This is a genomic window from Streptomyces sp. ADI95-17 (assembly GCF_003846175.1).
Lineage (GTDB): Bacteria > Actinomycetota > Actinomycetes > Streptomycetales > Streptomycetaceae > Streptomyces > Streptomyces sanglieri.
This window is the reverse complement of sequence record NZ_ML123045.1, coordinates 1,199,702-1,212,259: the sequence shown is the minus strand read 5'-3', so window position 1 is coordinate 1,212,259 and position 12,558 is coordinate 1,199,702. Positions and strand designations below refer to the sequence as shown.

13 protein-coding genes and 1 pseudogene are annotated in these 12,558 nt (G+C 71.8%); 8 read left to right on the top strand and 6 right to left on the bottom strand.

The window, feature by feature from the left end:
* Positions 1-166: 166 nt before the first annotated feature.
* The 5 genes from ectA to EES42_RS13485 all read left to right on the top strand — a co-directional run bounded on the left by ectA (position 167) and on the right by EES42_RS13485 (position 4,612).
* Entirely contained in the window at positions 167-697 is a 531-nt protein-coding gene (ectA, locus tag EES42_RS13505; protein ID WP_266494959.1) for a diaminobutyrate acetyltransferase, read from the top strand.
* 112 nt (positions 698-809) lie between these two features.
* Positions 810-2,078 (top strand): diaminobutyrate--2-oxoglutarate transaminase, encoded by a 1,269-nt coding sequence (ectB, locus tag EES42_RS13500; RefSeq protein ID WP_124718367.1) that lies wholly within the window; start codon positions 810-812, stop codon positions 2,076-2,078.
* A gap of 114 nt (positions 2,079-2,192) precedes the next feature.
* Positions 2,193-2,591 carry an ectoine synthase gene (locus EES42_RS13495; protein ID WP_124718366.1) on the top strand — a complete coding sequence of 133 codons (399 nt, stop codon included), beginning with the start codon at positions 2,193-2,195 and terminating at the stop codon, positions 2,589-2,591.
* A 3-nt stretch (positions 2,592-2,594) separates the two neighbouring features.
* On the top strand, positions 2,595-3,488 hold the full coding sequence (gene thpD, locus EES42_RS13490; RefSeq protein WP_124718365.1) for an ectoine hydroxylase: 894 nt from the start codon (positions 2,595-2,597) through the stop codon (positions 3,486-3,488).
* A gap of 98 nt (positions 3,489-3,586) precedes the next feature.
* Positions 3,587-4,612 (top strand): VOC family protein, encoded by a 1,026-nt coding sequence (locus EES42_RS13485; RefSeq protein ID WP_124718364.1) that lies wholly within the window; start codon positions 3,587-3,589, stop codon positions 4,610-4,612.
* A 248-nt stretch (positions 4,613-4,860) separates the two neighbouring features.
* On the opposite strand, the gene EES42_RS13480 is transcribed toward EES42_RS13485, so the two are convergent.
* Entirely contained in the window at positions 4,861-5,970 is a 1,110-nt protein-coding gene (locus EES42_RS13480; protein WP_124718363.1) for an alkene reductase, read from the bottom strand.
* A 151-nt stretch (positions 5,971-6,121) separates the two neighbouring features.
* On the opposite strand from EES42_RS13480, the gene EES42_RS13475 reads away from it, so the two are divergent.
* Positions 6,122-6,637 carry a MarR family winged helix-turn-helix transcriptional regulator gene (locus EES42_RS13475; protein ID WP_124718362.1) on the top strand — a complete coding sequence of 172 codons (516 nt, stop codon included), beginning with the start codon at positions 6,122-6,124 and terminating at the stop codon, positions 6,635-6,637.
* Positions 6,638-6,656: 19 nt separating this feature from the next.
* Here the strand turns inward: EES42_RS13475 and EES42_RS13470 are convergent, their stop codons facing one another.
* The 5 genes from EES42_RS13470 to EES42_RS13450 form a co-directional block, all read right to left on the bottom strand.
* Positions 6,657-7,718 carry an aminotransferase class V-fold PLP-dependent enzyme gene (locus tag EES42_RS13470; protein ID WP_124718361.1) on the bottom strand — a complete coding sequence of 354 codons (1,062 nt, stop codon included), beginning with the start codon at positions 7,716-7,718 and terminating at the stop codon, positions 6,657-6,659.
* A gap of 148 nt (positions 7,719-7,866) precedes the next feature.
* Positions 7,867-8,586 carry a DsbA family oxidoreductase gene (locus EES42_RS13465; protein WP_124718360.1) on the bottom strand — a complete coding sequence of 240 codons (720 nt, stop codon included), beginning with the start codon at positions 8,584-8,586 and terminating at the stop codon, positions 7,867-7,869.
* Between the two features lie 102 nt (positions 8,587-8,688).
* A complete protein-coding gene (locus EES42_RS13460; RefSeq protein ID WP_124718359.1) occupies positions 8,689-9,207 on the bottom strand; it encodes a hypothetical protein in 519 nt (172 codons plus the stop codon).
* Positions 9,207-9,818 carry a DUF1349 domain-containing protein gene (locus EES42_RS13455; protein ID WP_124718358.1) on the bottom strand — a complete coding sequence of 204 codons (612 nt, stop codon included), beginning with the start codon at positions 9,816-9,818 and terminating at the stop codon, positions 9,207-9,209. The genes EES42_RS13460 and EES42_RS13455 overlap by 1 nt, the downstream gene beginning before the upstream one ends.
* Entirely contained in the window at positions 9,815-11,335 is a 1,521-nt protein-coding gene (locus tag EES42_RS13450) for an aldehyde dehydrogenase (NADP(+)) (protein WP_277426119.1), read from the bottom strand. Before EES42_RS13450 ends, EES42_RS13455 begins: the two co-directional genes overlap by 4 nt.
* Positions 11,336-11,540: 205 nt before the next feature.
* Between EES42_RS13450 and EES42_RS13445 the strand changes: the two genes are divergently transcribed.
* Positions 11,541-12,311, top strand: coding sequence for an IclR family transcriptional regulator (locus tag EES42_RS13445; protein WP_124718356.1), 771 nt, complete (start codon positions 11,541-11,543; stop codon positions 12,309-12,311).
* 12 nt (positions 12,312-12,323) lie between these two features.
* Positions 12,324-12,542, top strand: a pseudogene (locus tag EES42_RS13440) (GNAT family N-acetyltransferase); the annotation flags it as partial.
* Between the last annotated feature and the right edge of the window lie 16 nt (positions 12,543-12,558).

Genomic DNA, 12,558 nt, shown 5'->3' with positions numbered 1-12,558 from the left:
CCGACTCCACATCACGACCGTTATGCCGGATAAATAGCCACCAAAACGTAAGAAATCGCGGTCCGATCGCGCCGGGGCACGCGCCCGCGTGATAACACAGAAGACCATCCCGCCCAACCCTTCTCCTCGATGCAATTTGGAAATTTGCTGGGTAAATTCAATTTGCATGACCGCCGCACCAGCAGATTTTGCAAGTGCCCAAAACGAATTCATCACCATCGACACCCCACGAGTGGAGGACGGGGCCGCGATCTGGCGCATCGCCCGCGACTCCGAGGTCCTGGACCTCAACTCCTCGTACAGCTACCTGCTGTGGTGCCGTGACTTCGCGGCGACCTCCGTGGTCGCCCGGGGCGAGACCGGTGAGCCCGTCGCCTTCGTGACGGGGTACGTACGGCCGGACCGTCCCGGGACGCTCGTCGTCTGGCAGGTGGCCGTCGACCACGCCCACCGCGGGGCGGGGCTCGCCGGAAAGCTGCTGGACGCACTGACCTCCCGGGTCGCCGCCGCACAGGGCCTGGCCTCGGTCGAGACGACCATCACCCCGGACAACACCGCGTCGGACCGGCTGTTCACCTCCTACGCGCAGCGCCACGACGTGGCCCTGGACCGCGAGGTGCTCTTCGACGGCGGGCTGTTCCCCGAGGGCGACCACCTGTCCGAAGTCCTGTACCGCATCGGCCCGTTCCACGCCTGAGCCCGCCCGGCCACCGCCACACCCGTACGTCCCGGCCCGGACCGACGGGGCGCCGCCACGCCCGAGCACGCCCGCACCGCCGCCCACCCCCCTCTTGAGCAGGAGATCCCCTGTGACCATCACCCCGCCCGCGCTGAGCGTCTTCGAGACCCTGGAGTCGGAGGTACGGAGCTACTGCCGCGGCTGGCCCGCCGTGTTCGACCGTGCGCAGGGCGCCCGGCTGACCGACGAGGACGGCCACAGCTACCTCGACTTCTTCGCCGGTGCGGGGTCGCTCAACTACGGCCACAACAACCCGGTGCTGAAACGCGCGCTGATCGACTACATCGAACGCGACGGCATCACCCACGGCCTGGACATGGCCACCACGGCCAAGCGCACCTTCCTGGAGTCCTTCCAGAACAACGTGCTGCGCCCGCGCGATCTCCCGTACAAGGTGATGTTCCCCGGCCCGACCGGCACCAACGCGGTCGAGGCGGCGCTGAAGCTGGCCCGCAAGGTGAAGGGGCGCGAGTCCATCGTGTCGTTCACCAACGCCTTCCACGGCATGTCGCTCGGCTCGCTCGCCGTCACCGGCAACGCCTTCAAGCGGGCCGGCGCCGGCATCCCGCTCGTGCACGGCACCCCGATGCCGTTCGACAACTACCTCGACGGCCAGGTGCCCGACTTCCTCTGGTTCGAACGGCTCCTGGAGGACCAGGGCTCCGGGCTCAACAAGCCCGCCGCCGTGATCGTCGAGACCGTCCAGGGCGAGGGCGGCATCAACGTGGCGCGCCCCGAGTGGCTGCGGGCGCTGGCCGATCTGTGCCACCGCCGCGACATGCTCCTGATCGTCGACGACATCCAGATGGGCTGCGGACGCACCGGGTCGTTCTTCTCGTTCGAGGAGGCCGGCATCGTCCCCGACATCGTGACCCTGTCGAAGTCCATCAGCGGCTACGGACTGCCCATGTCCCTCTGCCTGTTCAACCCGGAGCTGGACATCTGGGGGCCGGGCGAGCACAACGGCACCTTCCGCGGCAACAACCCGGCGTTCGTCACGGCCGCCGCCGCGCTGGACGCCTACTGGGCGGACGGCCAGATGGAGAAGCAGACCCTGGCCCGGGGCGAGCAGGTAGAGCAGGCGCTGCTCTCGATCTGCGACGAGCACACCGCTCTCGGCGCGCGGTACCGGGGCCGGGGCCTGGTCTGGGGAGTGGAGTTCACGGACGAGGCACGCGCCGCCGCGATCTGCGCCCGCGCCTTCGAACTGGGGCTGTTGGTGGAGACCTCCGGCCCGCGCAGCGAGGTCGTGAAGCTACTGCCGCCGCTGATCGCCACCCCCGACGAGCTGGACGAGGGCCTGCGCACGCTGGCCCGCGCGGTCCGCGACACCGCCTGAGCCACCCCGGCCCGCCGCCGAAGCGGGCCCCGACGAGAAACCGCACAGCGGAAGTCGCCGCGGTGGAGCACACCACGGCGGAGGACACCGCAGAGAGAAAGGCACCGACCCACCGTGATCGTCCGATCGTTCAGTGACATCGAGAACACCGACCGGCATGTGAAGGCCGCTTCCGGCACCTGGGAGAGCAAGCGCATCGTGCTCGCCCGGGAGAAGGTGGGCTTCTCGCTCCACGAGACCACGATGTACGCGGGCACCGAGACGTCGATGTGGTACGCGAACCACATCGAGGCCGTCCTGTGCGTCGAGGGCGAGGCCGAGCTCACGGACGACGAGACCGGCGAGAAGTACTGGATCACCCCGGGCACGATGTACCTGCTGGACGGTCACGAGCGGCACACCATGCGCCCGAAGACCGACTTCCGCTGCGTCTGTGTCTTCAACCCGCCGGTCACCGGGCGGGAGGAACACGACGAGAGCGGCGTCTACCCGCTGCTGACCGAGGAGGGCTGAACCATGACCACCGATGTACGCACCGATCTGTACCCCACGCGCGGCACAGCCGAGATGACCACCCCTCGCCAGGACCCGGTGATCTGGTCGCCGCCCGGTGCCCCCGGCCCGGTGGCGGTGCGGGACCTCCAGGGCTTCGAGCGCGACGGCTTCCTCACCGTCGACCAGCTCATCACCCCCGACGAGGTCGCCGTCTACCACTCCGAACTGGACCGGCTGATCGCCGATCCGGCGGTGCGGGCCGACGAGCGCTCGATCATAGAGCCGAAGTCGCAGAAGGTGCGGTCGGTCTTCGAGGTCCACCGGATCAGCGAGGTCTTCGCCCGGCTGGTCGCCGACGAACGGGTGGTGGGCCGGGCCCGGCAGATCCTCGGCTCGGACGTGTACGTCCACCAGTCCCGGATCAACGTCAAGCCGGGCTTCGGCGCCTCGGGGTTCTACTGGCACTCGGACTTCGAGACCTGGCACGCCGAGGACGGGCTGCCGAACATGCGGGCGGTGTCCGTGTCGATCGCACTGACCGAGAACCACGACACCAACGGCGGGCTGATGATCATGCCCGGTTCGCACAAGTCGTTCCTCGGCTGCGCGGGCGAGACGCCCAGGGACAACTACAAGAAGTCCCTGAAGATGCAGGACGCCGGAACCCCGTCCGACGAGGCCCTGACGAAGATGGCCGACCGGCACGGCATCAAGCTCTTCACGGGCAAGGCGGGTTCGGCGACCTGGTTCGACTGCAACTGCATGCACGGCTCGGGCGACAACATCACCCCGTACCCGCGCAGCAACGTCTTCATCGTCTTCAACAGCGTGGACAACGCCGCCGAGGAGCCGTTCGCGGCACCGGCGCGGCGCCCGGAGTTCATCGGGGCGAGGGACTTCACCCCGGTGCGCTGAGGTGACCCGCCGGCGGAGCGGAGCGGTATTCGTCGCTCCGCCCCGCCGGCCCCGAAATCGCTGGACCGGAACGGAGGCCGACGGCGAAGGTAAGGCCCATGACCTCACTCGTACGGCACATCACCATCGACTGCTCCGACCCCTACGGACTCGCCCGCTTCTGGTCCGGGGTGCTCGACGCCCCGGTCTCCGGCCAGGACGCCCCCGGTGATCCCGAGGTGCTCCTCGAATCCCCCGGTGCCGCGCTGCTCTTCATCCGGGTGCCGGAGCCCAGGAACGGCAAGAACCGCGTCCACCTGGACATCCAGCCTCAGGACCGGACCAGGGACGAGGAGGTCGAGCGGCTGCTCGGCCTGGGCGCCACCCTCGTCGCCGACCACCGCAAACCGAACGGGCGGGGCTGGGCGACGCTCGGCGACCCCGAGGGCAACGAGTTCTGCGTCGAGTGCGGTGCGGCGGAGCGGGCGGCCCTGACCGGGGCCCGGCTGCCGGTCACGGCGGACGACGTGACCACCGCGGTACGTCTCGCGATCGCCGCGCTCCGGGAGTACCCGGGGGACGACTGGCACGCCCCGGCGGGGACGCTGGAGTGGACCTGCTGGGAGACCGCCGAGCATCTGAGCGACGACCTGTTCTCCTATGCGGCCCAGCTGGGCCTGCGGCAGCCGCCACTGGACGCTTACGTCCCGTACCGCTGGAGCGCCGACCGTGAGGGCGGTCCGAAGAACGCGGTCTTCGCGGACCGGTCGGCCGGAACCGCGGGGCTCTTGCGGACGTTGGAGGCATGCGGCGCGCTGCTCGAATCGATGGTGCGGACGGCCCCGCCCGGACTCCGCGCGTACCACTCCTACGGGGTGTCCGACCCGGAGGGCTTCGCCGCGATGGGGGTCGTGGAGACCCTGCTGCACGCGCACGACATCACCGCGGGCCTGGGGGGCGGCTGGACCCCGCCCGCCGGCATCTGCGACCGGGCGCTGGCCCGGCTGTTCCCGGACGCCCCGAAGGACGCCGACCGGTGGGCCGTACTGCTCTGGGCGACCGGCCGCGGCGAGCTGCCCGGCCACCCGCGCGTCACCTCGTGGAAGTGGCGCAGCGCCCCGCTGGACGAGTCCGGCCGGGAATAGTCCAGGAGCGGCGGGCCCCGCGGGCGGCCCGGTCCGGGATGTTGCGGGAATCGGTGCCGTGAAGCATCAGCAGATCCTGGACAAGCTGGCCGCCCGGGGACTCGTCCGGGCGATGGACGAGGAACTCGCCCGCTGGGTGAAGCACCGGATGAGCCCCCAAAAAAGGCCCCCGAGTTCGCGCCCCGGCAGCTTCCCCCTCGTTCCCGATTCGACGGCTCGTTCCCGCTTCGACGGCCGTCGACCTCACCTCAGCCGACGCCACCACCCTGTTCCTGAACGGCCTGGACCTGGACGTCGTCCAGCGCCGGGTAGTCGACGTACCCCTTCGCGCCCCCGCCGAAGAACGTCGACGGGTCCGGGGTGTTGAACGGGCCGCCGGCCTTCAGCCGGGCCGGCAGGTCCGGGTTGGCGATGAACAGGGCGCCGTACGCGATGATGTCGGCGAGCCCGTCGTCGACCAACGAGTGGTCGTCCGGTCCGGTCGGCCCGTCCGTCAGCGCGCTGAGGACGAAGGTGCCGGAGAACTGCTTGCGCAGCGCGAGGGTCAGTTCGCGGATCTGCACCGCCTCCAGGACGTGCAGGTAGGCGAGGCCGAGCGGCTCTATCTCCCGTACCAGCGCGGTGTAGACGGCGTCCGGTGCGGGCTCGTCGATGTCGTTGTACGGGTTTCCCGGCGAGATCCGCAGCCCGGTCCGCACCGCGCCGATCTCGGCGGCGACGGCCTTGACCACCTCGACGGCGAACCGGATGCGGGCCTCGTCCGAGCCGCCCCACTCGTCGTCGCGCAGGTTGGTGTTGGGGGCGAGGAACTGGTGGATGAGGTAGCCGTTGGCGCCGTGCAGCTCGACCCCGTCGAAGCCGGCGTCGATCGCGTTGCGGGCGGCCGCCGCGAAGTCGGCGACGGTCTGCCGGACCTCGTCGCCGGTCAGTTCGCGCGGGGTGGTGAAGTCCGCCATGCCCGTGCCGGTGAAGAGCTGGCCGGCGGGCCTGACCGCTGACGCGCTGACCGGGGTCAGCCCGTCCGGCAGCAGGTCCGGGTGGCCGATCCGGCCCGCGTGCATCAGCTGGGCGAAGATCCGGCCGCCCGCCGCGTGCACCGCGTCGGTGACCTTGCGCCAGGAGGCGACCTGCTCCGCGCTGTGCAGCCCGGGGGTGGAGGGGTAGCCCTGGCCCACCACCGACGGCTGGACGCCCTCCGTGATGATGAGGCCCGCCGAGGCGCGCTGGGCGTAGTACTCGGCGACGAGATCCGTGGCGGTGCCGCCCTCACCGGCGCGGCTGCGGGTCATCGGAGCCATCGCGATGCGGTTGGCGAGCCGGGTGCCGGACAGGGCGATGGGGTCGAATGCGGTGGTCATGGGGACTCCCGGACTATTTATGTGGTCGGCCAATTATCTGCGCCGACGCCACTGTAACCCATTACTTGGCCGGCCAATGTAAAGTGGGTGGAAAGCCGCCGGAGCCCGGCATCGGAGCCGGGTCCGGAGCGTCGCCCCGAGGAGTCACCCCATGAAGGCCGAACCCGCCGGACCCGCAGACCCCGCCTGTCCGGACCTGCCGAGCGCGGCCCTCGGCGGCCCCGTCAGCCATGCGCTGGCCCGGGTCGCCCGGCTGCACCGGATCGCCGCGGGCAGGCTACTCAAGGGGCTCGGGCTCTACCCGGGCCAGGAGTTCCTGATGATGTGCCTGTGGGATGCCGGTGCGGTGCGCCAGGCCGAGCTGATCAAGGCCGTCGACCTCGACCCCTCCACCGTCACCAAGATGCTCCAGCGCCTCGAACAGACCGGGCACGTGCGCCGCCGCCCCGACCCGGACGACCGGCGGGCCGTCCTGGTCGAGGCCACCGACGACAGCTGTGCGCTGCACTCCGACGTCCAGCGGGCCTGGACGGACCTGGAGGACCACACCCTCGCCGGCCTCGGACCCGCCGAACGCGAGGAGCTGACCCGGCTGCTTGCCAAGGTCGAGGCGAACCTCTGCCGGGAGGCCGGGGAAGCCGGGGACTGCCCCGGCTCCCCCGGCTGATCCACTCCGGCGGGCGGCGTCAGCCGGCGAGCACGTCCAGGGCCCGGTCCACATCGGCCTGCGTGTTGTACAGGTGGAAGGCGGCGCGCAGACTTCCCGCCCGGTTCGAGACCACGATGCCGGCCCGCGCGAGCTCCGGTTCCCGCTCGCCCAGTCCGGGCACGGCCACGATCGCCGACTCCCCCGGCACCGCCTCGTGCCCGAGCCCGGCCAGCCCGGCCCGCATGCGGGCGGCGAGCCCGGTGGCGTGGGTGTGGACGGCGTCCACACCGACCTCGTTCAGCAGCGCGAGGGACTGTTCGGCGCCGTGGTACGAGAGGAAGGCGGGCGGTTCGTCGTAGCGGCGCGCGGTCCCGGAGAGCTGCCCGACCGGGCCGTAGGTGCTGTTCCAGGGGTCGGCGGCGGCGTACATGCCGGCGAAGAGCGGCGGCAGGGTCCGCTGCGCCTCCTCGGTGACGGTGAGGAACGACGCACCGCGCGGGCAGAGCAGGAACTTGAAGCCGCCGGTGACGGTGTAGTCGTACTCCCCGGCGTCCAGCGGCAGCCAGCCGGCCGACTGGGTGGTGTCGAGCAGCGTCCGGGCACCGTGGGCACCGGCCGCCGCCCGCACCGCCTTCAGGTCGGCGATCCGCCCGTTGGACGACTGCACGGAGGACAGGGCGACGAGCGCGGTGTCCGGCCCCACCGCGTCGGCCAGCCGGTCCAGCGGGGCGTACCGCATCCTGAGGTCGCCGCGGACCGCGAAGGGACTGACGACGGAGCTGAACTCGCCCTCCGGTGCCAGGACTTCGGCCCCCGGCGGCAGTGCGGCGGCGACCAGCCCGACATGCACGGCGACCGAGCTGCCGACGGCGACCCGGTCGGCGTCGACCCCGGAGAGCCGGGCGAAGCCGGACCGGGCCGCCTCCACCGCCTCGAAGTCGCCGGAATCGGCCCGGCTGCCCGAGCCGATCGCCTCGGCGAGCGCCCGCACGGCCGCCACGGTCCGCCGGGGCAGCAGCCCGCAGGTGGAGGTGTTGAGGTAGGTCGTCCCCGGTGCGAACTCGGCGTCCACCGCACTGCTGAGCGAAGTAGTCTCCATGCGCCCAGCCTGGGGCCCCCTCACCTCCCGGTCAATCACGAGAAGCCGAGGGGAACACCCGAGCAGCGCTTATGCGTGGTGCCGGTACAGCACTGCCTGTGCATGGCGCCGGGACAGCACCGTTTGCGCATGGCGCCGGGGACGAACCTCAGGCGTTGCCGCCGGCCTGCGGGACCTCGCAGGCGCCGTCGGCGTCGCACGCCGCCGCGTCGCCGCCGATCGCGGTGAGCGGGCGGTCCTTCCACGCCTGCTCCAGCGCCTGCGCGAAGACCTCGGCGGGCTGGCCGCCGGAGATGCCGTAACGCCGGTCGAGCACGAAGAACGGCACCGCGTTGGCGCCCAGCTCGGACGCCTCCCGCTCGTCGGCCCGCACCTCGGCCGCGTACGCCTCCGGGTCGGCGAGAACGGCGCGCGCCTCGTCGGCGTCGAGCCCGGCCTCGACGGCCAGCTCGACCAGCACGCCGCTGTCGTAGACGGACCTCTCCTCGGCGAAGTTCGCCCGGTAGGCGAGGCTCAGCAGCTCGTCCTGGCGGCCGCGGGCCTTGGCCAGGTGGAGCAGCCGGTGGATGTCGAAGGTGTTGCCGTGGTCACGGCCCTCGGTGAGGTAGCCGAGCCCCTCGGCCTGCGCGTTGGCCGCGACGTTCGCCTCCATGGACCGCGCCTCTTCGCGGGTGCGCCCGTACTTCTGCGCCAGCATGTCGATGACCTGCGCGGTGTCGCCCTTGGCACGGCCGGGGTCGAGCTCGAAGGACCGGTGCACGACCTCGACCTGGTCGCGGTGGGCGAATCCCGCCAGGCCCTTCTCGAAGCGGGCCTTCCCGATGTAGCACCAGGGGCAGGCTATGTCGCTCCAGATCTCGACGCGCATGTCTCTTCTTCTCTCCGTGTCCTCGTACGTACCGCTCGGGTGCGGAGCCACCCTCCGCTCCCGTGCACAACGCGGGAGCGGAGCTTCTCATTCCCGGGCCGCTCAGCCGTCCTGGTCGTCGAGCTCGACGATCGGCCGGTCGGCGACCACCGCGACCAGGATCATCGGCGCGTCGCCGTCGCACTGGTTGAGGGAGACCGCGACCCACCGGTCGTCCACCGGCCCCCACACCCTCAGGTCCCCGAGACAGTCCGCGTCGCACAGCGCCCGGTACAACGGCGGCAGGGGCTCACCCGCGAGGTCGCGGAAGATCGGCACCCGCATGCCCACCGTACGGTGGGCGCCCCACCGGCGGTCCAACTCGCCCACGAGATCGGCGAGATGACCCGAGGCGGCCTCCTCGGCCTCCTCCCACGCACGCTCGTACACACCCACGAGGTCGTCGCTCTCCCAGAGCGGCACGATCCGGAAGCCCTCGCCCGCGGTCGCGGACCACTCCCCGGTGTCCGGCTCCCCCTCGTCGGCCGTGGGCCCCGCGGCCGGCACGGGACCGGCGAGCAGCGTCTCGATGTCGGACACCGCGCGGCCGGTCCCGAACACCTCCCCCGTCCGGGCGGTCATCAGCTTCCGTCCCGCAGGTCGTCCGGACCCGTCGTGCGGAACTCGATCCGGTCGAAGGAGGCTTCGCAGCCCTCGCCCGTCGGTGACTGGACCAGGAAGCCGACCGAGGCGTCGGCCGCGCGCTCCGGGTCGCCGAGGGCGAAGACGCGGACGAAGGTCCACTTCTCGCCGTCGGCGGAGGCGTGGAAGGCGAACGCGTCGCCCGTGCGGCTGACGCGCAGCCAGCAGGTGCCGGTGTCCACGGTGAAGGAGTTGACGTCGTCGGAGCGGCCCCGGGTGACGACCGTGCAGACGGTGGGGTGGTCCGGGGAGAGCTCCAGGCAGAGCTTGGCCCACTCCCGTTCCCCGACGTGCAGGTAGAGCACCCCGGCGTCGAAGGCGGCAGCGAAGCCGACCCGGACCCGGGCGATCAGCTGGAAGTCGCCGCGGGGCGCGGCGCCGAGCAGGCGGGGGGCGTCGCTCGCGGTGTCGAGGCCGGCGCCGCCCGGCGGTACGAACCGGTCCTGGCGGGCGCCCGCCCTGCCGGTCAGTACGCCGCCCTCGTACGTCCAGTCGCCATCGGGCCCGAACGGGCCGAGCGCGAAGGGGAGTTCGGGCAGGTGCGGGGTCACGCGCGGCGTCCGTCCACCCGGCGGGGAAGACCCTGGGGGTTGTCCTCGCGGAGCTCCGGCGGGAGCAGGGCCTCGGGGGTGGTCTGGTAGGTGACCGGGCGCAGCCAGCGCTCGATCGCGGTGGCGCCGACCGAGGTGGAGGTGGAGGTGGTGGCCGGGTAGGGGCCGCCGTGGTGCTGGGCGGGGGCGACGGCGACGCCGGTCGGCCAGCCGTTGACGAGGACCCGGCCGGCCAGCAGGGTGAGGGCCGCGAGGAGTCCGGGGGCGTCGGCGTCGGCGCCGTCCGTGGCGGTCTGGAGGGTGGCGGTGAGGTTGCCGGGGAGCCGGGAGAGCACGGCAGTGACCTCGTCGTGGGAGGTGTAGCGGGCGACCACGGTGACCGGGCCGAAGCACTCCTCCAGAAGCTCGTCGTGCGGGCCCTCGGCGGTGAGCAGCTGCGCCGGTACGGTGAGGAAGCCGGCCGAGACGGTGTGGTCGCCGCCCGCGCCGGGGGTGACCGGGGCCTGGACGCCGGGGAGTTCGGCCCGGGTCCGTACGCCCGCGAGGAAGGCGTCGCGCATCCGGTGGTCGAGCAGGACCGCGGCCTCGGTGTCGCTGACCGCGGCGATCAGCGACTCCAGCAGCCGGTCGCCGGCCTCACCGGCCGGGGCCAGGACGAAGCCGGGCTTGGTGCAGAACTGGCCCGCGCCCATGGTCATCGAGCCCCCGAGCCCGGCGCCGATCTCCTCGGCGCGCTCGGCGGCGGCCGCCCCGGTGACGACGACGGGGTTGAGGGAGCCCAGCTCGCCGTGGAACGGGATGGGGCGGGGGCGGGCCGCCGCCGCGTCGAACAGGGCGCGGCCGCCGCGTACCGAGCCGGTGAAGCCGGCGGCGGCGACCAGCGGGTGCCGGATCAGCTCGACGCCGGCGTCGAAGCCGTGCACCAGGGTCAGTACGTCCTCGGGCAGGCCGGCCTTGGCCGCCGCCCTGCGCAGCACGGAGGCGCAGAGTTCGGAGGTGGCGGGGTGGTCGGGGTGCGCCTTGACGACGACGGGGCAGCCGGCCGCCAGCGCGCTCGCGGTGTCGCCGCCGGGGACGGAGAAGGCGAGCGGGAAGTTGCTGGCCGCGTAGACGGCGACGACACCGAGCGGGATCTTGTAGCGGCGCAGGTCGGGCCAGGGCGGGGTGCGGGTGGCGTCCGCGTGGTCGATGTGGATGTCGAGGTAGGCGCCCTCGTCGACGACCTCCGCGAAGGCCCGCAACTGGGCGGCGGTGCGGGCGAGTTCGCCGGTCAGCCGGGCCGGTCCGAGTGCGGTCTCGGCGTCGGCGGCCTCGATGACGTGCTCCCCGGCCTCGGTGAGCAGATCGGCCGCGATACGCAGGAAGGCGGCGCGCACGGTGCGGTCGGCGAGCGATTCACGTACCGCGTGGGCGGCCCGGACCGCACGGTCGATCTCCTCCGCTGTAGCCTCCACCGCAACCTGCTCACGCGGGTTCCCGGTGCGGGGGTCGACGCTCCAGACTGGTGCTGCTGCCACCGTGATTCCTTCCGCTCCACTGCCGCACATCAGAGTTTGTTCGGTATTCTGAACATTGTTCCTGATCGTGAATATGAAGCGACTCTATTTCCGGGCGTTCGATGTTGGCAAGAAGCCGCCCGGTTCTGGAAGTCGCCCGGTTCGAGAAGTCGTCGGGTGCGAGAAGTCTCAGGGTTTCGTGAGTGGGCTGGAAGGGCGTGGGGCGATGTCGGTTGCCGAATCCGGTGGGGGACAGGTCAAGTCCGCCGTGCGGACGGTGGAACTGCTCGAATACTTCGCGGGGCGGCCGGGCATGCACTCGCTCGCCGCGGTGCAGGAGGCCGTCGGCTATCCCAAGTCCAGCCTGTACATGCTGCTGCGCACGCTGGTGGAGCTGGGCTGGGTGGAGACCGACGCGACGGGCACGCGGTACGGGATCGGCGTACGGGCCCTGCTGGTGGGCACCTCGTACATCGACGGCGACGAGGTCGTCGCGGTGGCCCGCCCCACCCTGGACCGGCTCTCTGACGACACCACGGAGACCATCCACCTGGCCCGGCTCGACGGGACGAACGTGGTGTACCTCGCCACCCGGCAGTCCCAGCACTATCTGCGCCCCTTCACCCGTGTGGGGCGCCGGCTGCCCGCGCACTCCACCTCGCTCGGCAAGGCGCTGCTGGCCACCCACAGCGACGAGCAGGTCCGCAAGCTGCTCCCCGAGACGCTGCCCGCACTGACCGAACACACCATCACCGACCGCGAGAAGCTGATCGAGGAGCTGCACCTCATCCGCGAGCAGGGGTACGCGGTGGACCGCGAGGAGAACACCCTCGGGCTGCGCTGCTTCGGCGTGGCCGTCCCGTACCGCACCCCCGCCCGCGACGCCATCAGCTGCTCGGTACCGGTCGCCCGGCTCACGCCCGCGCACGAGCAGATGGTGAAGGACGCGCTGTTCGACGCCCGGGACCGGCTGACGCTCGCCACCCGGAGGCTCTGACCCATGGAGACCGACCGGGCGCGGTGGGGCCGCGGGCTCGCGACGGCCGCGCTGCCGGCGCTGCTCGACGCCGTACCGGAGCGCCCGCTGCACGCACGGGCCGCCGCCGACAGCACCGGCTCGCGCCGGGTGCTGGAGAAGTGCGGATCCACCGTCACCGGCAAGGACCAGGGATACGCGCACGCCCGCGGCGCGGAGACCGACGAACTGTTGTTCACGCTGCCGGGATGACCTGACGACGATCCGT